Source organism: Cupriavidus sp. GA3-3 (assembly GCF_000389805.1).
GTDB classification, from domain to species: domain Bacteria; phylum Pseudomonadota; class Gammaproteobacteria; order Burkholderiales; family Burkholderiaceae; genus Cupriavidus; species Cupriavidus necator_D.
Window position 1 is genome coordinate 285946 of sequence record NZ_KB944478.1, and the last position, 23257, is coordinate 309202.

General features: G+C 67.3%; 21 protein-coding genes and 1 tRNA gene. 8 read left to right on the forward strand and 14 right to left on the reverse strand.

Annotated features, from left to right (window positions below):
* Positions 1 to 52 precede the first annotated feature (52 nt).
* The 4 genes from puuE to C265_RS15150 all read left to right on the forward strand — a co-directional run bounded on the left by puuE (position 53) and on the right by C265_RS15150 (position 3251).
* On the forward strand, positions 53 to 1003 hold the full coding sequence (gene puuE, locus C265_RS15135) for an allantoinase PuuE (RefSeq protein WP_010809175.1): 951 nt from the start codon (positions 53 to 55) through the stop codon (positions 1001 to 1003).
* Positions 1000 to 1518 carry a 2-oxo-4-hydroxy-4-carboxy-5-ureidoimidazoline decarboxylase gene (uraD, locus tag C265_RS15140; RefSeq protein WP_010809176.1) on the forward strand — a complete coding sequence of 173 codons (519 nt, stop codon included), beginning with the start codon at positions 1000 to 1002 and terminating at the stop codon, positions 1516 to 1518. The genes puuE and uraD overlap by 4 nt, the downstream gene beginning before the upstream one ends.
* Positions 1519 to 1697: 179 nt before the next feature.
* Positions 1698 to 2765, forward strand: coding sequence for a porin (locus tag C265_RS15145; RefSeq protein WP_010809177.1), 1068 nt, complete (start codon positions 1698 to 1700; stop codon positions 2763 to 2765).
* A gap of 240 nt (positions 2766 to 3005) precedes the next feature.
* Positions 3006 to 3251, forward strand: a complete 246-nt coding sequence (locus C265_RS15150) for a hypothetical protein (RefSeq protein WP_010809178.1) — start codon at positions 3006 to 3008, stop codon at positions 3249 to 3251.
* 106 nt (positions 3252 to 3357) lie between these two features.
* Here C265_RS15150 and C265_RS15155 read toward each other — a convergent pair whose 3' ends face one another.
* Together C265_RS15155 and C265_RS15160 are read right to left on the reverse strand one after the other, a co-directional pair.
* On the reverse strand, positions 3358 to 5679 hold the full coding sequence (locus tag C265_RS15155; RefSeq protein ID WP_010809179.1) for an NADP-dependent malic enzyme: 2322 nt from the start codon (positions 5677 to 5679) through the stop codon (positions 3358 to 3360).
* A 342-nt stretch (positions 5680 to 6021) separates the two neighbouring features.
* A complete protein-coding gene (locus C265_RS15160) occupies positions 6022 to 6645 on the reverse strand; it encodes a DUF4136 domain-containing protein (RefSeq protein ID WP_010809180.1) in 624 nt (207 codons plus the stop codon).
* Positions 6646 to 6931: 286 nt separating this feature from the next.
* Between C265_RS15160 and pepN the strand changes: the two genes are divergently transcribed.
* From pepN to C265_RS15175, 3 genes are all read left to right on the forward strand, one after another.
* On the forward strand, positions 6932 to 9628 hold the full coding sequence (gene pepN / locus C265_RS15165) for an aminopeptidase N (protein ID WP_010809181.1): 2697 nt from the start codon (positions 6932 to 6934) through the stop codon (positions 9626 to 9628).
* 97 nt (positions 9629 to 9725) lie between these two features.
* Complete coding sequence (locus C265_RS15170; protein ID WP_010809182.1) at positions 9726 to 10742, forward strand: class 1 fructose-bisphosphatase; 1017 nt, start codon at positions 9726 to 9728, stop codon at positions 10740 to 10742.
* 151 nt (positions 10743 to 10893) lie between these two features.
* Positions 10894 to 10969, forward strand: a tRNA-Thr gene (locus C265_RS15175).
* A 342-nt stretch (positions 10970 to 11311) separates the two neighbouring features.
* Here the strand turns inward: C265_RS15175 and ppk2 are convergent.
* Both ppk2 and C265_RS15185 read right to left on the reverse strand, forming a co-directional pair.
* Entirely contained in the window at positions 11312 to 12229 is a 918-nt protein-coding gene (gene ppk2, locus C265_RS15180) for a polyphosphate kinase 2 (RefSeq protein WP_010809183.1), read from the reverse strand.
* Between the two features lie 130 nt (positions 12230 to 12359).
* Entirely contained in the window at positions 12360 to 13748 is a 1389-nt protein-coding gene (locus C265_RS15185) for an FAD-binding oxidoreductase (RefSeq protein ID WP_010809184.1), read from the reverse strand.
* 245 nt (positions 13749 to 13993) lie between these two features.
* Here C265_RS15185 and C265_RS15190 point away from each other — a divergent pair, with 245 nt between their 5' ends.
* Positions 13994 to 15106: a CapA family protein gene (locus C265_RS15190; protein WP_167686574.1), complete on the forward strand. Its 1113-nt coding sequence runs from the start codon at positions 13994 to 13996 to the stop codon at positions 15104 to 15106.
* A gap of 62 nt (positions 15107 to 15168) precedes the next feature.
* Here the strand turns inward: C265_RS15190 and C265_RS32525 are convergent, their stop codons facing one another.
* From C265_RS32525 to C265_RS15235, 10 genes are all read right to left on the reverse strand, one after another.
* The gene (locus C265_RS32525; RefSeq protein ID WP_010809186.1) at positions 15169 to 15324 is read right to left on the reverse strand and encodes a hypothetical protein; all 156 of its coding nucleotides are present in this window, start codon (positions 15322 to 15324) and stop codon (positions 15169 to 15171) included.
* Positions 15325 to 15579: 255 nt separating this feature from the next.
* Positions 15580 to 17193, reverse strand: a complete 1614-nt coding sequence (locus C265_RS15195) for a DUF342 domain-containing protein (protein WP_010809187.1) — start codon at positions 17191 to 17193, stop codon at positions 15580 to 15582.
* Between the two features lie 174 nt (positions 17194 to 17367).
* Complete coding sequence (locus C265_RS15200; protein ID WP_010809188.1) at positions 17368 to 18174, reverse strand: hypothetical protein; 807 nt, start codon at positions 18172 to 18174, stop codon at positions 17368 to 17370.
* Positions 18175 to 18215: 41 nt separating this feature from the next.
* Positions 18216 to 18557, reverse strand: coding sequence for a hypothetical protein (locus C265_RS15205; protein ID WP_010809189.1), 342 nt, complete (start codon positions 18555 to 18557; stop codon positions 18216 to 18218).
* A gap of 16 nt (positions 18558 to 18573) precedes the next feature.
* Positions 18574 to 19317, reverse strand: a complete 744-nt coding sequence (locus C265_RS31000) for a lytic transglycosylase domain-containing protein (RefSeq protein ID WP_010809190.1) — start codon at positions 19315 to 19317, stop codon at positions 18574 to 18576.
* A complete protein-coding gene (locus C265_RS15215) occupies positions 19317 to 20687 on the reverse strand; it encodes an OmpA family protein (protein ID WP_010809191.1) in 1371 nt (456 codons plus the stop codon). The genes C265_RS31000 and C265_RS15215 overlap by 1 nt, the downstream gene beginning before the upstream one ends.
* Before the next feature lie 58 nt (positions 20688 to 20745).
* Positions 20746 to 21138, reverse strand: a complete 393-nt coding sequence (locus tag C265_RS15220; RefSeq protein WP_010809192.1) for a hypothetical protein — start codon at positions 21136 to 21138, stop codon at positions 20746 to 20748.
* 168 nt (positions 21139 to 21306) lie between these two features.
* Positions 21307 to 22017, reverse strand: coding sequence for a TadE family protein (locus C265_RS15225; protein ID WP_010809193.1), 711 nt, complete (start codon positions 22015 to 22017; stop codon positions 21307 to 21309).
* The gene (locus C265_RS15230) at positions 22014 to 22379 is read right to left on the reverse strand and encodes a DUF192 domain-containing protein (protein ID WP_010809194.1); all 366 of its coding nucleotides are present in this window, start codon (positions 22377 to 22379) and stop codon (positions 22014 to 22016) included. Before C265_RS15230 ends, C265_RS15225 begins: the two co-directional genes overlap by 4 nt.
* Positions 22376 to 23257 (reverse strand): type II secretion system F family protein, encoded by an 882-nt coding sequence (locus C265_RS15235; RefSeq protein WP_010809195.1) that lies wholly within the window; start codon positions 23255 to 23257, stop codon positions 22376 to 22378. The genes C265_RS15230 and C265_RS15235 overlap by 4 nt, the downstream gene beginning before the upstream one ends.

The following is a 23257-nucleotide window of genomic DNA, read 5'->3' on the forward strand; positions in this document are numbered from 1 at the left end:
CTTGCGGGCGGCGCGGCGGTGCCGGGCGTTTTCCTGAAGCAAGCAAAGACACATGACAAAAGATAACTATCCACGCGATCTCATCGGATATGGTGCCCGGCCGCCGCACGCCCGCTGGCCGGGCGGTGCGCGCGTTGCGCTGCAGTTCGTCCTCAACTACGAAGAAGGCGGCGAAAACTGCGTGCTGCACGGCGACGCCGCCTCCGAGCAGTTCCTCTCCGAGATCGTCGGCGCCGCGGCCTACCCCGACCGCCACATGAGCATGGAGGGCATCTACGAATACGGCTCGCGCGCCGGCGTCTGGCGCCTGCTGCGCGAGTTCGAGAAGCGCGGCCTGCCGCTGACCATCTTCGGCGTATCGATGGCGCTGCAACGCCATCCTGAACTGACCCGCGCTTTTGTCGAACTGGGCCACGAGATCGCCTGCCACGGCTGGCGCTGGATCCACTACCAGGGCATCGACGAAGCCACCGAGCGCGAGCACATGCGCATCGGCATGCAGATCATCAAGGACCTGACCGGCGAACTGCCGCTGGGCTGGTACACCGGCCGCGACAGCCCCAACACGCGCCGCCTGGTGGTGGAGCACGGCGGCCTCCTGTACGACTCGGACTACTACGGTGACGACCTGCCCTTCTGGACCGAGGTGGAAGTCACCGGCGGCGAGAAGAAGCCGCACCTGGTGGTGCCGTACACGCTCGACTCCAACGACATGCGCTTTGCCACGCCGCAGGGCTTCAATACCGGCGAACAGTTCTTCCAGTACCTGAAGGATGCGTTCGACGTCTTGTATGAGGAAGGCGACCCGAGCGGCCAGGACAGCCCCAAGATGCTGTCGATCGGCATGCACTGCCGCCTGCTCGGCCGCCCGGGCCGCTTCCGCGCGCTGCAGCGCTTTCTCGACTATGTGCAGGGACACGACAAGGTGTGGATCTGCCGCCGTGTCGACATCGCCCGCCACTGGGCCGATACCCACCCCTACACCCCCCGGAACCAAGCATGAGCCAGACCTGCACCATCGCCCAACTCAACACCATGCCTGTCGCGGAGTTCGTGCAGGTGCTGGGCGGCATCTACGAACACTCGCCGTGGTTTGCCGAGACCGCAGCCGCGCAGCGGCCCTTCGCCGACGGCGCAGCGCTGGCGCAGGCACTGCGCAAGGCGGTCGATGAAGCGGGCGAGGCGGCCCAGCTCAAGCTGGTGCGCGCGCACCCGGAGCTGGCCGGCAAGGCCGCCGTGCGCGGCGAGCTGACCGCCGAATCCACGCGCGAACAAAGCGGCGCCGGCCTGAACCTGTGCACGCCCGAGGAGTTCGACCGCCTGCAGTCGCTCAACGCGGCCTACAACCAGAAGTTCGGCTTCCCGTTCATCCTGGCCGTGCGCGGCTACGACCGCCACGGGATCATCGCGGAGTTCGCGCGCCGACTGGAAAACACGCCGCAGCAAGAGTTGCAAACTTGCATCAACCAGATCCATCGCATTGCGCAGTTCCGGCTTGACGACTTAGTATCCGCCTGAGCAAAAAAGCGTCACCTGTATAACAAAAAACGCTGTACCCGATGCCGCCGGCACCCATGCACCACCCTCACCGAGCCAAGCCAGGCGGCACGAATAAAAGCACCAAGACATTAGAAGAACCCGACAGGGACCCAGTACACAACGTTCCAAGCAGGATCAAAAACCACGGAGGTCTAACAATGCAGAAGCAGTACAAGCCGGCACTAAAGCTGGCGGCAGTAGCGGCTACCCTTTTTTCCGGTGCGGCCTTGGCCCAGTCCAGCGTCACGCTGTACGGCCAGGCTGACATGTTCATCGGCGGCGTCAAGAGCCCGGGTTCGGGCGAGCGCGCATGGGTGGCCAACTCGGGCGGTATGCAGACGTCCTACTGGGGCATCAAGGGCACCGAAGACCTGGGCGGCGGCACCAAGGCCATCTTCGACCTGAACGGGTTCTTCCGCACGGACAGCGGCAACAGCGGCCGCTTCACCGGCGACTCGATGTTCAGCCGCAACGCGTACGTCGGCCTGCAGAATGACAAGCTGGGTACGTTGAAGCTGGGCCGCAACACCACCCCGTACTTCATCTCGACCATCCTGTTCAACCCGCTGGTCGACTCGTACGTGTTCTCGCCGACCATCTTCCACACCTACTTCGGTGCGGCCAGCAACGGCGTGGTGGATCCGGGCATCATCGGCGACTCGGGCTGGAGCAACTCGGTGCTGTACTCCACCCCGAACTTCGGCGGCCTGAGCGCGAACCTGATCTACTCGGCAGGCGAGAAGGCAGGTGCCGCGGGCCAGAACAAATGGGGCGGCAACCTGATGTACTTCAACGGGCCGTTCGCCGCGACCGTCGCGTTCCAGCAGGTCCGCTTCAACGCGGTTCCGGACGACCTGTCGGTAGCAGGCCTGAGCCGCCAGGACGCTGTGCTGGGCGGCATCACGTACGACTTCAAGGTGGTCAAGCTGTTCGCCCAGGGCCAGTACATCAAGACCAAGGCCAGCACGGCCGCCAGCGGCGACATCAAGCACACCAACGGTCAGGTCGGGGCCTCGGTGCCGGTCGGTGCCGGCAGCGTACTGGCGTCCTACGCCTATGGCAAGACCGAGAACGCGATCGGTGACTTCAAGCGCAACACGTTTGCCGTCGCCTACGACTACAACCTGTCCAAGCGCACCGACGTCTACGCCGCCTACTACTACGACAAGATCACCGGCATCGAGCACGGCGATACCTTCGGCGTGGGCATGCGTCACAAGTTCTGATGACGTAACCGCCTCACCGGCAGTCCTGGAGCCCGCCCTTCCGGCGGGCTTTTTCATTGCCGCGTTGACATCACACTGCGCCGAGATTAGCCGCCAGAATGCTGCGCCGCGCCATCCCATGCCGTCGGGCAGTATGGATCGGAAGCCGGTATTTCATAGGTGGATTCAATTGGAAGCGCTCTTTGACGCTTCCTAGATTGGTGATCCGGACCTCAAAAACGACATTGAGAGAGGTGATTCATGCGGCGATACCCGAAGACCCGTTCCGAACTGATGGCCATCCTGAACCAGTGCCTCGACAACAACCCCGAGTGCGGCGAATGCGAACTGCACGCGGTGCGAATGCACCAGCCTGACCATACCGGATGCAACTGGAGCGCCGAGGTCGATTTCCCGCAAGAATCCGTCGACAACCTGGGCACGCAGCTCGCCGCGGCCAAGTCGATCATTGTCGTGATGCGCGAGCAGTACAACGTGCTGCAATAGCCACCGATCCCGCAACGCGCCGTGCGCGCTTGCCGCGGGGCAGCATCAAAGAAAAAGCCGGGTCACCAGACCCGGCTTTTTGCATTGGCTCACGCCCGTCGGGACATCAGCGCACCGCGTTGCTCTCCGCCACGGCCACGGCCGTCATGTTGACGATGCGGCGCGTAGTGGCTTGCGGGTTCAGGATGTGCACCGGCTTGGCCGCGCCCAGCAGGATCGGGCCCACCGTGACGCCCTGACCGCCCGTGATCTTGAGCAGGTTGAAGGCGATATTGGCGGCGTCCAGCGTCGGCATCACCAGCAGGTTGGCGCTGCCGGCCAGCTTGGTCGACGGCAGGAAGTGGCGGCGCACGTCTTCGTCCAGGGCAGCGTCGCCCTGCATCTCGCCTTCCACTTCCAGGTGCGGAGCCACCTTGGCAAGGATCCCCGCGGCCTCGCGCATCTTGCGCGCCGACGGACGGGTAGAGGAGCCGAACATCGAGTGCGACATCAGCGCGACCTTGGGAACGAGGCCGAAACGCGCGATTTCCTCAGCGGCCAGTTGCGTGATCGCGGCCAGTTCATCGGCGGTGGGATCGTCGTTGACGAAGGTGTCGGTGATGAACAGCGTATGCTTTTCCAGCATCAGCGCGTTCATCGCGGCGAACACCTTGGCGCCCGGCGCCAGGCCGATCACGTCGCGCACGTGCTCGAGGTGTGCCTCGAAGCGGCCCACCGTGCCGCACAGCAGCGCATCGGCATCGCCCATATGCATCAGCATGGCGCCGATCAGCGTGTTGGAGCGGCGCAGTGCCACCTTGGCCATGTCCGGCGTCACGCCGTCGCGGCCGCGCAGCGCGTGGTAGGCCTCGTGGTAGGCGCGATAGCGCGGGTCTTCTTCCGGATTGACCAGATCGAAGTCCACCCCGGCCTTGAGGCGCAGGCCGGCCTTCTCGATGCGCATCTGGATCACGTGCGGGCGGCCGATCAGGGTGGGGCGGGCCAGCCCTTCGTCGACCACGGTCTGCACGGCACGCAGCACGCGCTCTTCCTCGCCCTCGGCGTAGGCAACGCGCTTGGGCGCAGCCTTGGCGGCCGAGAATACCGGCTTCATGATCAGGCCGGTGTGATAGACATAGGTGGACAGCTGCTGGCGATACGCCTCGAGATCCTTGATCGGGCGCGTGGCCACGCCGGATTCTTCCGCGGCCTTGGCCACCGCCGGCGCGATCTTCTCGATCAGGCGCTGGTCGAACGGCGTCGGGATGATGTAGTCCGGGCCGAACTTCAGCTCGCGGCCGCCGTAGGCGGCGGCAACGGCGTCGTTGAGTTCGGCCTCGGCCAGTTCGGCGATGGCCTTGACGCAGGCCAGCTTCATCGCTTCCGTGATCTTGGTCGCGCCGCAATCCAGCGCGCCGCGGAAGATGTACGGGAAGCACAGCACGTTGTTGACCTGGTTCGGGTAGTCCGAACGGCCAGTGGCGATGATGCAGTCCGGGCGCGCGGCCTTGGCCACTTCCGGGCGGATTTCCGGCTCGGGGTTGGCCAGCGCCAGGATGATGGGCTTGTCGGCCATGGTCTTGACCATCTCGGCGGTCAGCACGCCGGCGGTCGAGCAACCCAGGAAGACGTCGGCGTCCTTGACGATGTCAGCCAGCGTGCGCGCCGAGGTGTCCTGCGCGTAGCGCGCCTTGTTGGCTTCCATGTTGGCGTCGCGGCCAACATAGATCACGCCCTTGGAGTCCACCACCGAGATGTTCTCGCGCTTCACGCCGAGGCTGACCATGGTGTCCAGGCAGGCAATGGCAGCCGCGCCGGCGCCGGACACGGCCAGCTTCACCTTGGCCACGTCCTTGCCGACCACCTTCAGGCCATTGAGCAGCGCCGCGGTGGAAATGATGGCGGTGCCGTGCTGGTCGTCGTGGAAGACGGGGATGTTCATGCGCTCGCGCAGCTTCTGCTCGATGTAGAAGCACTCCGGCGCCTTGATGTCTTCCAGGTTCACGCCGCCCAGCGTGGGCTCGAGCGCGGCAACGATCTCGACGATCTTGTCCGGGTCGCGCGCGTCGAGCTCGATGTCGAACACATCGATGCCGGCGAACTTCTTGAACAGGCAGCCCTTGCCCTCCATCACCGGCTTGCCGGCCAGCGGGCCGATATCGCCCAGGCCCAGCACGGCGGTGCCGTTGGTGACCACGGCCACCAGGTTGGCGCGCGAGGTGTACTCGGCGGCAGTGGCGGGATCCTTGGCGATTTCCTCGCAGGCATAGGCCACGCCCGGCGAATAGGCCAGCGACAGGTCGCGCTGGTTGGACAGCGCCTTGGTCGCGGTTACCTGGATCTTTCCCTTGGTGGGGCTGCGATGGTATTCCAGCGCGGCGAGGCGCAATTGCGCTTCAGGACTGTTCGGGGCATGTTGCGGTGCATCACCGCTATTCTTGCTGCTCATTGGCTCGTCCGGAAAATGGCCCGGACCGGAAGCGCCCCTCTCCCCGCCAAGATCCGGCTCAGCCCCGATCGAGAAATCTCAGGATACGGGCCGGCAGCGAAGGACAACGCCTGGCAGCGATACTGGCGATCCCGGCAGACAGGCCGGAAAAATCGAGCAACCATTCTAGCCCACGTGTCCGCGCAAAGTACCACCAGAGCCCGCCTGCAGGCCGCTTTTTGGGTGGATTATTCCAGTTAAACAGCTTTTACCATTGCGTATGCAATACAGGTGCAGACGCATGCCCGTGCATGCATCCGCACGCATCGCCTGGCCGGGACCGCGCGGCCGGCCCCGGCGGCCCTACTTTGCGTTCTTCTCGACCTCGAGCGTCACCCGGCGCGGACGGCCGCTCTCGGCCGGGAAGTCGGTAAAGGCGCTGCGGATCAGGTAGGGCATGACCGCAGGCAGGCTGCCGTTCTCGGTCTGGTTCTGCGCGGTGACCTGGTAGACCCGCTTGCCGCTGGCCGCATCCCTGAAATACACCCGCAGGCTGGAGAACGTCACCGAAATGTCGCGCACCACGGTCTGCGGCGGCCAGTAGCCCGGGCCCCATGGGCCCCACGGACCCCAGGGCCCGTACGGGCGGTAGTAGCCAGGCCCCCAGTACGGGCCCCACGGGCCGTACCACGGGTCCGGGTAGACGGTCTCGGCCACGCGCACGATGCCGGGCGCGGCATCGAAATCCATGCTGACGCGATAGCGCGCCTGTTTCGCCGGCACCTGCTCGAAGCCGATCCCCGCCAGCGCCGTGGCCAGCCACTGCTCATAGGTCTGGCGGTCCAGCTGCGCCGCCTGCTCGGCGCTGCGCTCGAAGCTGTAGGTGCGCGGCGCATCGTTCTGCCAGCCGGGCTGGCGGAACGCCGTGACATCGGTCACCACGGTGCTGGCGCACCCCGACAGCAGCAGCGCCGCCAGCAACGCCATCGCCCCCCACCACCCGCGCGGCCCCGGCCGCGCGCCTGCCGCTCCTGCATTGCCGACACCGCCTGCGCGCTGCCACATAGTGCTACCTCGCTTTCCTCTGAATACCCACGTGTCTCTGAGACCACGCCGCCGGCGCGGAATTCCCCGCAGCGTGCCGATGCCGTGCCGCGCCGGGCCGCGCCCCGACCCCTTGGCTACAATGAGGACTTCAGCGCCATGCTTCGCTCGCTGCCGCGCGCATGGCCCGCCCCCTTTCCTAACGGTCTTCCGAAGACAGGATCTTTCCATGCTGCGCACCGACACGCCCGTTACCGTCTATCGCAAAGACTATACCCCGCCGCCGTTCGCCATCGACCACGCCGAACTGGTGCTGGACCTCGATCCCCAGCGCACCGTGGTCACCAGCACGCTGCGCTTCGCGCGCCAGGCCGGCGCGCCCGACGCACCGCTGGTGCTGGCCGGCGAGGAACTCGAACTGATCGGCGTCAGCCTGGACGGCAAGCCGGTCGCCGACGCGACCCAGGATGCCGGCACGCTGACCATCCCCGGCCTGCCGGCGCAGGGCACGCTGGAGATCACCACCGCTTGCCAGCCCGCGGCCAATACCACGCTGTCGGGCCTGTATGTGTCCAACGGCAACTTCTTCACCCAGTGCGAAGCCGAGGGCTTCCGCCGCATCACCTACTTCCTGGACCGCCCCGACGTGATGGCGACCTACCGCGTCACGCTGCGCGCCGACCGCGCCGCCTATCCGGTGCTGCTGTCCAACGGCAACCTGGTGGGCCAGCGCGAACTGCCCGACGGCCGCCATGAAGCCGTATGGGAAGACCCGTTCCGCAAGCCGGCCTACCTGTTCGCGCTGGTCGCGGGCAAGCTCGAATGCATCGAGGAACGGATCCAGTCCGCCTCCGGCAAGGACAAGCTGCTGCAGGTCTGGGTCGAGGCGCGCGACCTCGACAAGACCCGCCACGCCATGGATTCGCTGATCCATTCGATCCGCTGGGACGAGCGCCGCTTCGGGCTGGAACTGGACCTGGACCGCTTCATGATCGTCGCCGTGGGCGACTTCAACATGGGCGCGATGGAGAACAAGGGCCTGAACATCTTCAACACCAAGTACGTGCTGGCCAACGCGCAGACCGCCACCGACACCGACTTCGCCAATATCGAGGCGGTGGTCGGCCACGAGTACTTCCACAACTGGACCGGCAACCGCGTGACCTGCCGCGACTGGTTCCAGCTTTCGCTCAAGGAAGGCCTGACGGTGTTCCGCGACCAGGAGTTCTCGGCCGACATGATGGGCTCGGAATCCGGCCGCGCGGTCAAGCGCATCGAGGACGTGCGCGTGCTGCGCCAGGTGCAGTTCCCCGAGGACGCCGGCCCGATGGCGCACCCGGTGCGCCCCGACAGCTACGAAGAGATCAACAACTTCTACACGGTCACCGTGTATGAGAAAGGCGCCGAAGTCGTGCGCATGTACCAGACCCTGCTCGGCCGCGAGGGCTTCCGCAAGGGCATGGACCTGTACTTCCAGCGCCATGACGGCCAGGCTGTCACCTGCGACGACTTCCGCGCGGCCATGGCCGATGCCAACGGCCGCGACCTGACGCAGTTCGGCCTGTGGTACAGCCAGGCCGGCACCCCGGTGGTGACGGCGCGCACGGACTGGAACGGCGACGACGGCAGCCTGACCCTGACGCTGTCGCAGCGCTGCCCCAAGGTCGGCATCGAGACCCGCGCCGGCACGCCCGAGAAGCAGCCCTTCCATATCCCGTTCGCGCTCGGACTGCTTGGCGCAGACGGCAAGGACCTGCCGCTGCAGCTCGAAGGCGAAAGCACGCCCGGGGCGACCACGCGCGTGCTCGACTTCACGCAGGCCGAGCAGAGCTTCCGCTTCATCAACCTGCCGCGCGGCGCCAGTGCCCCGCTGCCCTCGCTGCTGCGCAACTTCTCGGCGCCGGTGATCGTCGATGCCGAGTACACCGACGCGCAGCTGACCTTCCAGCTGTCGCACGACAGCGATGCCTTCAACCGCTGGGAAGCCGGCCAGCGCCTGGCCACGCGCGCGCTGCTGCAGCTGGTGGCCGAGGTCCAGGCCGGGCGCGAGCTCAAGCTCGATCCCGCGCTGGTGCAGGCCATGCGCGCCGTGCTCACCGACGACACGCTCAACCCCGCCTTCCGCGAACAGGCGCTGGTGCTGCCCGCCGAGGCCTACCTGGCCGAGCGCATGGGCGTGGCCGATCCCGCCGCCATCCACCGCGCCCGCCAGTTCATGCGCGAAGGCCTGGCGCGCGCGCTGCAGGCCGACTGGCTCGCCGCCTACGAGGGCAACGCCACGCCGGGCGCCTACTCGCCCGATGCCACCTCCGCCGCCAGGCGCGCACTGCGCAACCTGGCGCTCGGCTACCTGGCCGACGGCGGCGATGCCGCAATGCAGGCGCTGGCCGAGCAGCAGTACCAGAACGCGGACAACATGACCGACCGCTTCGCCGCGCTGTCGGCGCTGGTCAACAGCTTCGCCCCCGGCCGCGAGCACGCGCTGGCGGACTTCTACGAGCGCTTCGAGGACGACCCGCTGGTGATCGACAAATGGTTCTCGCTGCAAGGCATGCAGCGCGGTGAAGTCGGCCCGCACGCCGGCAAGCGCACCATCGACACCGTGCTCGCGCTGATGGAGCACCCCGCCTTCAACCTGCGCAACCCCAACCGCGCGCGTTCGCTGATCTTCAGCTTCTGCTCCGGCAACCCGGCCCAGTTCCACGCCCAGGACGGCTCGGGCTACCGCTTCTGGGCCGACCAGGTGCTGGCGCTCGACGCCATCAACCCGCAAGTGGCGGCGCGCCTGGCGCGGGTGATGGACCGCTGGCAGAAGTACGAACTGGCGCTGCGCGACCGCATGCGCGCCGAACTGGAACGCGTCGCCGCCAGCAGCACGCTGTCGCGCGACGTGCGCGAGATCGTGGGCAAGGCGCTGGCCGCCTGAGCGGCGGGAACGACACAAGGAGGCCCGCCAACGCCCCCTTTGCCCGGCCAAGCGCGGCCGGGCATGTAGAATTGCGGCCATCCAAGGAGAACCAACCATGACTCGCATCAGCCTCACCCGCTACCTGGTCGAGGAGCAGCGCAAGCACAACACGATCCAGCCCGAACTGCGGCTGCTGATCGAAGTGGTCGCGCGCGCCTGCAAGGCCATTTCCAACGCTGTCAGCAAGGGCGCCCTCGCCGGCGTGCTGGGCTCGGCCGGCACCGGCAATGTCCAGGGCGAAACCCAGCAGAAGCTGGACGTGATCGCCAATGAAGTGCTGCTCGACGCCAACGAATGGGGCGGCCACCTCGCCGCGATGGCGTCGGAAGAAATGGAATCGTTCTACGAGATTCCCAACCGCTACCCGAAGGGCGAATACCTGCTGATGTTCGACCCGCTGGACGGCTCGTCGAACATTGACGTCAACGTCTCGATCGGCACCATCTTCTCGGTGCTGCACATGCCCAAGCCGGGCCAGACCGTGACCGAGGCCGACTTCATGCAGCCCGGCACCCACCAGGTCGCCGCCGGCTACGCTGTCTACGGCCCGCAGACCACCCTGGTGCTGACCGTCGGCAACGGCGTGCACATGTTCACGCTCGACCGCGAGGCAGGCAGCTTCGTGCTGACGCACTCCAATGTGACGATCCCGGACGACACCAAGGAATTCGCCATCAACATGTCGAACATGCGCCACTGGGCCCCGCCCGTGCGCCGCTATATCGACGAATGCCTGGCCGGCGAAGAAGGCCCGCGCGGCAAGAACTTCAACATGCGCTGGGTCGCCTCGATGGTCGCCGACGTGCACCGCATCCTGACCCGCGGCGGCATCTTCATGTACCCGTGGGACAAGCGCGAGCCGGAAAAGCCGGGCAAGCTGCGCCTGATGTACGAAGCCAATCCGATGGCGATGCTGGTCGAGCAGGCCGGCGGCGCCGCCACCAACGGCCACCAGCGCATCATGGACGTGCAGCCCGAAAAGCTGCACCAGCGCGTCTCAGTGATCCTGGGCTCCAAGAACGAAGTGGAACGCGTCACGCGCTACCACCAGGAAGCCGAAGGCAAGGCCTGATTCCGGCAGTGCGGCAACAGGACGGGGCGCCCAGGTGGCGCCCCGTTTTCTTTCGGCCCCGGCCGGATGGCACGGGCGACACAAAGGGGTTCACAAGGCGGAAAAACGCTGCTACTATTGCGGGCTGTTCCAGTTTTCACCGGAACATGTTGCCGAAGTAGCTCAGTCGGTAGAGCAGCTCATTCGTAATGAGAAGGTCGGGGGTTCGATTCCTCTCTTCGGCACCACAGAATTCCAGGGCATCGCCCACACAAGCAAACCCGGACAGCATCACGCTCTCCGGGTTTTTTGTTGCCTGTGATCGGGCAAAGTCGGCGGTGGCAGCGGGCGCCCCAGCCGATGCGCCCACCAGTAACGGAAAGGATGGTCGAAATCGGGATAAAGCACCGGCTGGCTGAAGCAGCCGGCACGCTTCATCAGGAGGTAGGCAGCAAGCATGGCCGCCCAAAAAACTAGCAGTTCCACGATAACGGCCACCCTTGGATTTACAGGTGGCTGTTTTCATTATAGGTAGCCGCCTACCCCAGGGGGACGATGGCGCACCCGTGCAAACCCTAGGGGCTGTTCCCTCAATACACATCCGGAACGATCATCTCCTTCGGCACCGGTTGCCGCACATAGTCCTCATGCCGTTCGCGCCCCGGCAGCACCACGCTGGGCGCCTCCACTTCCGCATAGGGGACCTGGCTCAGCAGGTGATGGATGCAGTTCAGCCGTGCGCGCTTCTTGTCGTCGGCCTGCACCACCCACCACGGCGCCTCGGCAATATGCGTGCGCTCGAGCATGATTTCCTTGGCCTTGGTGTAGTCCTCCCAGCGGCGCTGCGATTCCAGGTCCATCGGGCTCAGCTTCCACTGCTTGAGCGGATCGTGGATGCGGCTGAGGAAGCGCAGGCGCTGTTCGTCGTGCGTGATCGAGAACCAGTACTTGAACACCTGGATGCCGGAGCGCACCAGCATCCTTTCGAACTCGGGCGCTGAGCGGAAGAACTCCTCGTACTGGTCGTCGGAGCAGAAGCCCATCACGCGCTCGACGCCGGCGCGGTTGTACCAGCTGCGGTCGAACAGCACGATCTCGCCGGCGGCGGGCAAGTGTGCCACGTAGCGCTGGAAGTACCACTGGGTGCGTTCGCGGTCGTTGGGCGCTGGCAGCGCCGCCACGCGGCAGACGCGCGGGTTCAGGCGCTGCGTGATGCGCTTGATCACGCCGCCCTTGCCGGCGGCGTCGCGTCCTTCGAAGATGATGACGATCTTGTGTCCGGTGGCTGCCACCCAGCTCTGCAGCCGCACCAGTTCGCCCTGCAGGCGGAACAGCTCGCGGAAATAGTGGCGGCGGCTGTCCTGCTCGGCCTCGTCGTCCAGGTGCACCGGATCGCCGAAGGCCTCGCTGGCTTCGCGGTCGTCCAGTTCCAGTTCGATCTCTTCGTCGTAGTAGTCGGCCACCTCGTTGTGGATGCGCCGCACCAACTCTGCTTCGCCCGGTCTCATCTGATCTGCTCTCCCTGTGGATACAACGCGGTCGCGCCGATACTCGCATGCCGGTATTGCAGCCGCGTGAAAGCGGGGCAGGCCACCCGCCCTGCCCCGCCTTCCTGCCTGTCCCTGCAGATTACGCCAGTTACGCCGCCGGATTGATGTTGTGGTTGTGGCGGAACAGGTTGCCCGGGTCATAGCGCCGCTTCACCTCGACCAGCCGGTCGTAGTTGGGCCCGTAGGCCGCGCCGATGCGGTCGGTTTCTTCCTGCGTCAGGAAGTTCACATAGACGCTGCCCAGCGCGAAGGGCGCTGCCGCGCGGAACACTTCACGGGCCCAGCTGATGCACTTGTCGTCGTCAGCGGGCGCGTCCCAGCGCCCGTGCAGGTTCATGATGAAGTTGGCATCGCGGCTGGCATAGGCGGTCGCATCGGGCGCGACGCGGTTGGTCTGCCCGCCCATGGCGCCGATAAAGACCTCGCATTGCGGCGAGGGCAGCTTGCCGATCTGTTCGATCAGCATCGTGATCAGGCCGTCGTCCAGCCCGGCGAAGTTGTGCGATTTCCAGTAGTTGCGAGCGCCCGGTGTCAGCAACGGATCGAAGGCCTGCTGCCATGCCGTGAGCGGCATCGGGCCGAGATGCTCGCCATAGGGCGTGCCGAGCTTGCGCAACGGCTCGACCAGTTCGGGGCCTTTGTCAGGCGGGCCGATATAGCAGATCGCCAGTGCCGCGACCGGCTTGCCGTGCGTCTCGGGCGGCAGGAACGGCAGCGGCGGCGCCTGGCGCAGCACCACCCAGACGGTCAGCTCGTCAGGCATCGACTTGAACAGTTCACGGTAGGCCGGCAACACCGCGGCGGCCTGTTCCAGCGGATAGACGATCAGCCCGCCATAGATCTCGGGGCCGACCGGGTGCAGCCGGAACTCGAACATCGTCACCACGCCGAAGTTGCCGCCGCCGCCGCGCAGCGCCCAGAACAGGTCGGCGTTCTCGTCGGCGCTGGCGCGCACCAGCTTGCCGTCGGCGGTCACGACCTGTGCCGATACCAGGTTGTCGACGGTGGTACCGAACTTGCGGCTGAGCCAGCCGAAGCCGCCGCCGAGCGTCAGCCCGGCCACGCCGGTGGTGGAGTTGATGCCCAGTGGCGTGGCGAGGCCGAAGGCCTGCGCCTCATGGTCGAAATCGCGCAGCGTGGCGCCGGGCTCCACATAGCCGCGTTGCGCGTGGGGATCGATGCGCACGGATTTCATCTGCGACAGATCCAGCACCATGCCGTCCTCGCAGATCGCCAGCCCGCCGATATTGTGGCCGCCGCCGCGTATCGACAGCAGCACGCCATGGTCGCGCGCGAAGTTGACCGCGGCGATCACGTCGGCAGCGCCCGCGGCCTGCACGATCAGTGGCGGACGGCGGTCGATCATCGCGTTCCAGATGCGGCGCGCTTCGTCGTAGCCGCTGTCGTCCGGCTGCAGCAGGCGCCCGCGCAACTGCGCCTTGAGTGCCTCAATGTGTTCCTGCGATGGCTGGGCCATAGTGTGCCTCCCGATGCTGGTTGGAAACATCGGACGGCGCGCGGCGTCTGGGTGCAGGGAAATGGCCACGAGGACCGATGACTAGATCATTTAAGGCAGTCACCGCTTGAATGTAAATGGGGCTCTGGCCCCACGCGCACAATCCCCATGGCAAGTGCCGCAACGCGTTCATGCCGCCCCGCCACCCTGCCGGCCTATCATGAATGAACAGCCGGGACGGCGCCCTCGCGCCGTCCGTCCGCACCATGAACACAGCCAGCCACCCTCCCCTGTTCCTGTGCGGCGACGTGATGACCGGGCGCGGCATCGACCAGATCCTCGCGCATCCGAGCCAGCCGCTGCTGCATGAATCGTATGTACATTCAGCGCTCGACTACGTGCGCCTGGCCGAGCATAAGGCCGGCCCGATCGCACGCCCCGCCGCGCCGGAATACCCCTGGGGCGATGCCCTGGCGGAACTGGAAAGCCGCGCTGCGCGGCCGCGCATCGTCAACCTGGAAACCGCCATCACCACCAGCGACGATGTCTGGCCCGGCAAGGCGGTGCACTATCGCATGCATCCGGGCAATGTCGCCTGCCTGCAGGCCGCCGGCATCGACTGCGCGGTGCTGGCCAACAACCATGTGATGGACTGGGGACGCGCGGGCCTGACGGATACGCTGGCAGCGCTGGACGGCGCGCATATCGCGCATGCCGGCGCCGGCCCCGACGAGGCAAGCGCGGCGCACGCCGCACTGCTGCCGCGGCCCGGCGGCGGCCGCGTGCTGGTGCTGGCCCTTGCCATGGAAAATGCCGGCACCCCCGCGGCCTGGCGCGCCAGCGCCGGACATTCCGGCGTGAACCTGCTGGAAGACTGGTCGGTGGCATCGCGCGAACGCATTGCCGCGCAGGTGCGCAAGTTCAGGCGTGCCGGCGACATCGTGGTGGTATCGATCCACTGGGGCCCGAACTGGGGCTACCACATCGACCCCGCGCAACGCTCCTTCGCCCGCGCGCTGGTAGAGGGCGGCGAAATCGACATCGTGCACGGGCATTCCTCGCATCATCCGCTCGGGATTGAGCTGCATGCCGGCAAGCCGATCCTGTACGGCTGCGGCGATTTCATCAACGACTACGAAGGCATCGGTGGCTACGACGAATATCGGCCGGACCTGGCGCTGATGGCCTTTGTCAGCTTCGATGCCGGCGGCAGCGCCGACCTGCGGCTGGTGCCGTTGCGGCGCAGCCATTTCCGTCTGGCCTACGCGCGCGAAGTGGATATGGCGTGGCTGCAGGCCATGTTTGAAGACGAGGGACGGGCACTCGGCACCCGGGTGGAGCGCAGCGGCTTGCATGAACTGCGTTTGCGGGCGGCATAAACCCCAGCCCATGAAAAAAGCCCGCCGTTGCGGCGGGCTGCACGAAAGCCAATCGCCAGGCGTCAGTGGCGATGGATCATGTGATCAAACCATGTGCGCACTGACTGCTCCTGCTGCTGCAGCAGCGTCGGGTTCTTTTCCCTCAACATCCAGATGGCAAATGCGGCGCACGCAACGAGGGCGATCAGGACCAGCGCGGTAATCAAGGTCGCGGCCATAGCAACCTCCTTTGGGTAATGGTTGCACCTTCAGTGTAGTTCGCCTGGCAGCCGTCACGGAAAGCAGAAAGGCCAGCCTTGCTGGCTGGCCTTCCGGTTATTCCAGTGCCACGTGAGTTGGTTCCGTGTAACGCTTCCGCAGAGTGCTGATCCGCTTCTTCATTCACTGCCCGACTCTAGCTCTCTCGCCCATCCTGCGGCACCCCAGGACATAACTGCAGCATAGTACAAATCACCGCGGATAACAGCGCGCGTTCAGTTGACGGCGATGCGGTCGTCGACCAGGCGGATCTGGCCGCCAGGCTTGTCTTCCATCACTTTGAGCACGCGGCTGCCTACCTGCAGCGTGACGCCGCCATGGATGCGGCGCGCGGCGTCGATCACGGCCTCGGCGGCCGGCTGCATCTGCTGCCCCAGTTCGGTCAAGCGTGCCTCCAGCTCGAACAGGTCACGCGACAGCTTGAACAGTGTCGCACGCGCCTTCTCGCGCAGGTCGCCAACGGCCTTCTCGGGATGCTTGGCAAAGAAATCCACCAGCTGTTTGACCTTGTTCTGCTCTGCCAGCATGCCGCGGCGCTCGGCTTCCAGCGCGGCGCGCTGTGCGTCGGCAAATGGATTCAGGCCGACCTGGATGCTGGTGGCGGTGCCGGCCGGTGCGCCCAGCACCGCGGCGCGCACCGCCAGCAAGGCACGGCTGCGGCCGCCGCTGATGCTGCCCTGCGCGCCGGTGCCGCCCACCACGATGCGCTCGCCGGCAGCAACATCGCTCTGCCGGATGCCGCTTTCGACGTTGACCTCGGTGCCGGCCTCGACCACGGCGTTTTCGATAAAGCGCGCCTTCACCGCGCCCTTGCAGCGCACGCTGGCGCGGCTGATGCCGCCTTCGGTGCGGCCGGTGTCGGCCTTGCCGATGATGCCGCCCTTGACGATGACATTGCCGCCGGCCTCGACATTGGCGGCTTCGATGGTGCCCTCGACCACCACGTCGCCGCTGACGTTGACCGACATGCCGGTGCGGATGTCGCCCGACACGCGCAGCGTGCCGTCGAACGCCACGTTGCCTGAGTGCAGGTCGACCGACTCCACCTGCACCACGGGGCTGACCGAGATGCCGTGCACGCCCACCACCGGCGATCCTGCGATCACCGCGCGCAGCAGCTCCGCATCGTCGGCATCGGCGGCAGCGCCGGTCAGGCCTTCGGCAAAGGGCGGGTCATCGACCGGATCGGCGGCGACGGGCTTGCCAAATACGTCGACGCCGTCATTGCCGCGCACCGCCGGAACGCGCCGCATCAGCGGCGTGCCGGGGCTGACCAGCAGCAGGTTGCCCAGGTCGCGCAGGTCGACCTTGCCGGCCTCGTCGTCAGGCTGCGCCGGCTTGCGCGGTTCGAGCAGGTTGATGAAGCGCGCCGGCTCACCCTGGCGCGGCGCGACGCCGGCGGCAATGGTGCGCAGCTCGCAACGGCCTTCGGCCAGCGCGGCGTCCAGTGCCAGGGTCTGGATCGGCGCCACCACGCCGCGCGCCGCCGCGGCGCAGCGGATGTCCTCCGCGCCGACCGGACGGCCGCCTTCGGCTGGCAGCAGCGTCAGCCGCACGGCCAGGCCGTCGGCGGTGATGTCGAGCTCGAACGCGCCGTCGATCAGCGCACCGATGGTGGCATCGATCTCATGCTCGGCGCGCTGGCATTGCGCCAGGAACTGCGCCACCGCGCGCGCATCCAGCCGCGCCCCGGCCCAGCCCAGGCTGTCCAGGCATTGGCGCAGGCTGGCCTGGTCCGGCGGCAGCCTGCCTGGCTGCGGCGTGTAGCGCGCATGCACCTGCTCGCCTGGCTCGGCAAGCTCCAGGCGCAAACCCGACTCATGCGTCATGCGTCCCCTGAATCGTCTTGTGCAGCCGCGCGGCGGGTGCCGGCGCTCCGCTTGTTATCGATCCATAAACCAACGGCAGCAGCGCGGAGAACTTTAGCGCACACCTTGCCGCGTCGGCCTGGCTGCCATCGCCTTCGTGGAGAAGCCTGGGGGACGATCCGGACGATGTCCGGGCTATTTGACCGAGACCACCTCGATGGTGCCGGTCTGGCCGTTCTGCACGACCTCCTGCTTCATGACCAGGCCCATGTCGGGGCAGTACCAGTCCGTAACGCTGGCGCTCGCCGGCGGCACCGACACGGTGTGGCCCGCCACCGTGACCGGCGCCATGGTCGTGCTGCGCTCGTAGCGGACCGGCCAGCAGGATTTCTGGCCGAGGCGGGTGGGGATGGTCGCGCGCTTGCCGACGACCTTGCCGCCGATGGTGACCTTGGCGGACGGGATCCTGGCCTGGCCGGCGCTCTGGCCGGCGGCGGTCATCTGCAGGTCCATGCGCACCGTCTGCGATTCGCCCGGCAGCCGCTGTCCTTCCGCTTCAATGACGCCGCCATAGGCCAGGGTCCCGACCGCGCTGCTGTCGAGCATGCCCGATGCCGTGCCGGCGGCGCTCTTGCCCTCGACCTTGCCCGGCGCGCCGCCGCGCGAGATGGTCAGGCGGTCTTCGATCACCGCCATGGTGTAGTCCAGCCGCGTCTCGTTGCCCGAGCCGGCCGCGGCCACATTCGACACGACGCTGATATTGGCATTGCACTGGCCCTTGCCCGACTTGCGCACGCCGGACACGGACATGGTCGCCGTGCCCGGCGCACCGCCCTGCATGGTCATGCGGATCTCGCCGCCGTCATGCATCCACGGCGCATCGCAAACGCCGGCCGCTGCGGCTGCCGGCAGCAGCAGCGCAGCGAAGGCCACGCTTGCGCCAAGCGCCGTGCGGCGGTCCAGGGATTGCCGCGCGCTAGCGCGGTCGGAATTCTTCGGCATCTGTCGCCTCTCCATTGGTCAGTTCAGCAAAGCACCGGCAGTCAGTCCTTGCATTGCGGCATGTCGCGGAAGCTGTCGCGCACCGTCGCACAGGACTGCGCCAGGCCATCCTTGTCGGAGACGCCGGCCCAGCGCGTGCGGATCGATTCCAGCTCGCCGGGCAGCCCGTCGCGCAGGGTCTGGGCGGCCGCGGCCTGCCCCGACTTGTCGAGCTTGGCCGCCATGTTCTCGGTGCAGGCGCGCTGCGCGGCCTCGGCTTCCTGGCAGGCCTTCGGCAAGGCATCGCTGGCCGCTACGGAACGCCCTTCTTCCTTGCCACAGCCGGCAACGGCCAGCGCCAGCATGACCGGCAGGCAGGCACGCGGAATCCAGTACGACATCATGACTTCTCCTTTTTCTTCACCGCGGAGGCGGGGGGTTCTGATACGAGACAATGGCAAGGCCGCCGTGCTGCGCCGGCGACGCCGGCTGGCGCAAGGGCGCCGCGGCGCTGCCGTCCTGGCCGCCGCGCAAGCGCGCATAGCGGCCCAGCACCTGCGGCACGTAGGCCTGGGTCTCGGCAAACGGAGGGATGCGCGACCCGTGGCGCAGCACCGCGCCTTCGCCCGCGTTGTAGGCGGCCAGGGCCAGGCTGGTGTCGCCGTTGAAGCGCGACAGCAGGCCGCCCAGGTAGGACGCACCGGCCTGCAGGTTCTGGGCCGGGTCATAGGCATCTGTCACGCCCAGCATGCGAGCCGTGGCCGGCATCAGCTGCGTCAGGCCGATGGCGCCCTTGTCGGAGGTGGCTTGCGGGTTCCAGCCCGACTCCACCTCCACCATGGCCATCAGCAGATGCGGGTCCACCGCCGCGGCCTGCGCCGCGCGGTGCGCGAGGGCAACCAGCTCAGAGGGTGGGGACTTGGCGCTGACGACCGCGGCCTTTGCCGCCGCCAGCGTTGGCAGCCCGATAAACGCCCGCGCTGGCAATGCCGCGGGCGCCGCGGTGGACGCCAGCCGTGCCGGCGCGGCGCTGCGCGACGTGAGGAAGGTCACGCCGCTGCCGCGGTCGGCATGCATCACGATCTCGGCGCCGGCCGGCACCGCGCCCGCCACCAGCATTGCCGCCACCACACCGCGCGCCGGCGCGGCCACGAGCGCAGGCATCACTGCTTGGCCAGCTCCACGCGGCGGTTCTGCGCGCGGCCGAACGGCGTGTCGTTGGGCATCAGCGGATGGGTGGCGCCATAGCCCTTGGCATCGAGCCGGTCGGCGGGCACGCCGGCGCTTTCCAGATAGCGCCTGACGGCGGCGGCGCGGCGCTCGGACAGCGGCTGGTTGCGCGCGTCGCCGCCGGTGCTGTCGGTATGCCCCTCGACGCGCAGGCGCCAGTCGGGGTGCGCCAGCACCGCCTTGGCGGCACGGTCCAGCAGCGGCCGGGCCGCCGCGCTCAGCACGTCGGAATCGGTTTCGAAGTTGACGCCGTAGAGCTGCACGCGGCCCGCGCCTTCCAGCGCCTGGCCGATGGGATCGGGGGCGGCCTCGGCCTTCGGGAAGCACGGCGGCGCCTTGTCCGCCAGGCGCCAGCCGCCGGCCTCGCGCACGCTGTCGAAGGTGCGGGCATCGCCCTTCACCAGCGCCGCGTAGGCATGGCTGCCGTCGGGGCTGAAGGCCATGGCGCCCTTCTCAGGCGCGCCCTCGGTGGTGCGCCGGAAGGCCAGCAGGGCGCCGTTTTCCAGCCCGCCGGAAATCGTTCCCAGCACCTGCGTGATCTTCATCTGCTTGTTGCTGTAGTCGCCTTCCACGTAACAGCCTTCCACCGCGGCGCCGTCCTGGTGCAGCAGCACGTAGCCGGACGAACCGAATTCCACCGGAAACTGGTAGATGCCGCCCACCTGGCGCACCTTGTCGGCCGCGGCCTCGGGCTTGCCGTAGGCCATGAACTGCTGCAGGCCGATCTGGCCCTCGTCCTGGTCGCCCGGCCAGCGGTTGCCGGTAAGCGTCAGGCGCAGGGCCCCGGCCTTGACGGGCTGGGCCAGCGGCACGCGGGTATCGTAGCCGTCCTGCCCCGGCAGGTCCGCATCGTAGATCACGGTCCAGGGGCCTTGCGTGCCGCCGGCCGAGGCTTCGACGCGGGCATGGCGCGCATTGCTGCGCGCCCCGGCATCGGACAGGCCGCGGAAGCGCAGCACGTCGACGGACGAGGCCTGCGCCAGCGCAATCACCAGCTCCTGCCGGCTGCCGTTGCGCATAAAGCCGGCATGGTCCGGAATCTCATTGAGCAGCGGATACCACGAGCGGTCTTCCTTGTCGCGGTTGACCACGAACGCGCCCGACCACAGCCCGGCAACGTTGGTTTGCGCGGGCATTGCCGGCGCCGATGCCACGGGCTGCGCCGATACCGCTGCAGGCGCGGGCTGCGCATCGCCTTGCGCAGCGGCGCTGTCAGCAGGCTTCTTCTTGCAGCCCGCCAAGGCCAGCAGGGCCACGACGCCCAGGCCAATGGCGGCCTTGCGGGTCGTCAGTCCAAACGTCATTCCCTTCAAGGTACTTCCCCTTCTTCTTTTTGTGATGCCGGCCTGTCCGGTACGCGCCTCAATGCGGGGCGCGCATCAGCATGTCGATCTTCTGCAGCCGCACGCGGACTTCGCGCTCCAGCGGCGCCAGTGTTTCCGGGCTGGCTCCGGCCTTGCTGGCGCGCGCGTAGTTCGCGATCGCCTCGTTCATGCCGCGCTGCTCTTCGGCCAGCGCACGCTTGACCAGCTCGCGCTCATCGCTGGCCGCCACGCTCGGAATCGCCGCCTGCGCGGCCCCCGCGACGGCGGCCTGCGCCAGGTCGGGCGCGTTGCCGCGTGCGGACGGTGCCGCTGCCTGGGGCGCGGAAGCCGCCGGAGCCCGCGCTGCCGACGCCGGCACGGCGCCGCTCACCGCCGGCGGCGCACGCCGCGTGGTGATGATCTGCACGCCTTCGGAGCGAGAAACCTCCATCGCCGCCAGCGCCGGTTGCGGCACGAACCCGAGGTTACACAACAACAGCAACGCCAAACAACCCCGCTTCGGCAATTTTGTCGACCTTGTCGATTCTGGCATCGGTGTCTTCGGGCTTATCCCGGCAAATTTTCACAAATACTTACAAAAACGGCGACTGCGGATGCGTCAGTTGCCGCGATACGGCGATTGCATCCGCACGATCGCCTCGGACTCGAGCGGGATGCGCCATTCCGACGCCAGCGTGGCCCGTCCGGTGCAGAAATTGGGCGTGGTCGGGACCTCCATGCCGCGGTACGAACCGGTCGCAACAAAATTCCGGATGCCGTTGACCAGCGAGTAGATGGTGCGGTCGGCAAACGGCACGAACATTTCGTAGCAGTACGTGACCCGGATCTTCAGCAGGTTGGCGTCCTGGATATTGACGCCAGAGGACGGCCCCGCGCTGGTGGCGCGGTACATCAGGCTGTCGTTGGGGATCTCCCGCGTGGTCTTGCCGGCGTAGTAGCCGCTTCGCCCGAAATCCTGCAGCGCCGCCGGCGTCGGGTTCAGCACGTCGATCCTGGCCTGGGTGCGGGCCTCGAACTGGGCCTTGGCATAGCCGGTGGCATGCGCGGTACGGTCGGCGGAGCGCACGAACAGCGGCGTCAGCCCCAGCGCCAGCCCCTTGCGCATGCTGGCCAGCCGGCCGTGGTCGACGGCGCCTTCGCGCGCGGCCTGCAAGGCGGCGTGGTCTAGCGTGGCCTTGGCCTGGTACAGCAGCCCGAACTGGATCACGCCCAGGCACAGCAGCAGCAGCGCCGGCGCGATGATCAGGAATTCCACCGCGGACTGTCCCCGTGCCCCGCGCCGCGCCGCGTGCTTTTGCTGGTGCGTCATGGCCCCTCCTCCCGCAGTTCCAGGTTCTGGCCCGGCGCAATCCCCAATGCCGCCGCGCGCCCCGCGCCGAGCTCAAGCGTCTGGCGCGCGCGCCAGTGGGCACGCACGCGCAGGCGTCCCACGCACGGGTGCACCGCCAGCACGCGCTGCCGCTTGTCGAGAAACACCACGTCGATCGCCATGCGCATGCCAAAGGTGTGGACTGCGCCGCAGGGGGACAGCAGCAAGGCTTCGTCCGGTGCCATCGAATCGCGGCTGAGCAGCCCCGTCATGCGTTCGCGCGCAGTGGCCGCCACCGACACGCGCACGCCGGTGTCGAGCGTGCTGTGGCCGGCCCGCAGGTAGAGGCGCGCCTGCCTCACAGCAGCCCTTCCTGCATAAACTTCATCACGATCGGGAAGCCAAGCACGATAAAGGTGACCGGGAAGATAAACACCACCAGCGGAAAGATCAGCTTGACCGGCGCTTCCATGGCCTGCTTCTCCGCGCGCTGGAAGCGCTCGGTGCGCCGCTGCTCCGACTGGAAGCGCAGCGTGGCGGCCAGCCCCGAGCCCATGCGCTCCGCCTGGATCACGGCACCGACGAAATTGGTGACCTCCTTCACGCGCAGGCGGTCATCCATGCGGCGCAGCGCATCGGCGCGGCTCAGGCCCGACTTCAGGTCGCGCAGCACGTGCTCGAACTCGCGCCGCAGCGGGCCCTCAGGCCCCTTCTCCACCGCCTGCAGCAGGGCGCCGTTGATGTTCAGGCCGGCCTCTACGCTCAGTGTCAGGAAATCCAGAAACACCGGCAGGTGGCGCGTGACCTGCAGCAGGTTGCGCTTGCGCACGTCGCGTAGCCAGATGCGCGGATAGAAGAAGCCCAGCGCGCTGGCGGCAAGCAGCAGCAGCGGCGAGAACACGCCCAGCCCCAGCATGGCTATGCCCGCCAGCAGGCAGAACGCCAGCGCCGAAACGATCGACAGCGACAGGAACTGGCGCGCCGTCATCAGGAACGACATGCCCGTCAGGCGCAGTTGCTCGTCCACCGCGGCGCGCAGCGACTTCGGCGTGATCCAGACGAGATGGTGGTCGAAGAAGCGCACCACCGGCCAGACCGCGCGCAGCGACGGCGGCAACGGGTCGAGGTAGTCGCGCGCCTCGTCGGGAACGGCCACGGTGAGGCGGCGCATGGCCATGGTGGTGGCGGCGAGCACGCCGACCAGGCCGGCGGCAAGGGCGAAGGCAACAACAAGCATCAT

Coding starts and splice junctions, on each gene's coding strand:
- C265_RS15150 (WP_010809178.1), top strand. CDS start 3,006: ATGCGGCGATACCCGAAGACCCGTTCCGAACTGATGGCCATCCTGAAC.
- C265_RS15220 (WP_010809192.1), bottom strand. CDS start 21,138: ATGGAGGTTTCTCGCTCCGAAGGCGTGCAGATCATCACCACGCGGCGT.
- C265_RS15185 (WP_010809184.1), bottom strand. CDS start 13,748: ATGGCCCAGCCATCGCAGGAACACATTGAGGCACTCAAGGCGCAGTTG.
- C265_RS15170 (WP_010809182.1), top strand. CDS start 9,726: ATGACTCGCATCAGCCTCACCCGCTACCTGGTCGAGGAGCAGCGCAAG.
- C265_RS15155 (WP_010809179.1), bottom strand. CDS start 5,679: ATGAGCAGCAAGAATAGCGGTGATGCACCGCAACATGCCCCGAACAGT.
- C265_RS32525 (WP_010809186.1), bottom strand. CDS start 15,324: ATGGCCGCGACCTTGATTACCGCGCTGGTCCTGATCGCCCTCGTTGCG.
- uraD (WP_010809176.1), top strand. CDS start 1,000: ATGAGCCAGACCTGCACCATCGCCCAACTCAACACCATGCCTGTCGCG.
- C265_RS15235 (WP_010809195.1), bottom strand. CDS start 23,257: ATGATGCTTGTTGTTGCCTTCGCCCTTGCCGCCGGCCTGGTCGGCGTG.
- C265_RS15145 (WP_010809177.1), top strand. CDS start 1,698: ATGCAGAAGCAGTACAAGCCGGCACTAAAGCTGGCGGCAGTAGCGGCT.
- C265_RS15160 (WP_010809180.1), bottom strand. CDS start 6,645: ATGGCGTTGCTGGCGGCGCTGCTGCTGTCGGGGTGCGCCAGCACCGTG.
- puuE (WP_010809175.1), top strand. CDS start 53: ATGACAAAAGATAACTATCCACGCGATCTCATCGGATATGGTGCCCGG.
- C265_RS15205 (WP_010809189.1), bottom strand. CDS start 18,557: ATGATGTCGTACTGGATTCCGCGTGCCTGCCTGCCGGTCATGCTGGCG.
- pepN (WP_010809181.1), top strand. CDS start 6,932: ATGCTGCGCACCGACACGCCCGTTACCGTCTATCGCAAAGACTATACC.
- C265_RS15225 (WP_010809193.1), bottom strand. CDS start 22,017: ATGACGCACCAGCAAAAGCACGCGGCGCGGCGCGGGGCACGGGGACAG.
- C265_RS15195 (WP_010809187.1), bottom strand. CDS start 17,193: ATGACGCATGAGTCGGGTTTGCGCCTGGAGCTTGCCGAGCCAGGCGAG.
- ppk2 (WP_010809183.1), bottom strand. CDS start 12,229: ATGAGACCGGGCGAAGCAGAGTTGGTGCGGCGCATCCACAACGAGGTG.
- C265_RS15215 (WP_010809191.1), bottom strand. CDS start 20,687: ATGACGTTTGGACTGACGACCCGCAAGGCCGCCATTGGCCTGGGCGTC.
- C265_RS15200 (WP_010809188.1), bottom strand. CDS start 18,174: ATGCCGAAGAATTCCGACCGCGCTAGCGCGCGGCAATCCCTGGACCGC.
- C265_RS15190 (WP_167686574.1), top strand. CDS start 13,994: ATGAACACAGCCAGCCACCCTCCCCTGTTCCTGTGCGGCGACGTGATG.
- C265_RS31000 (WP_010809190.1), bottom strand. CDS start 19,317: ATGCCTGCGCTCGTGGCCGCGCCGGCGCGCGGTGTGGTGGCGGCAATG.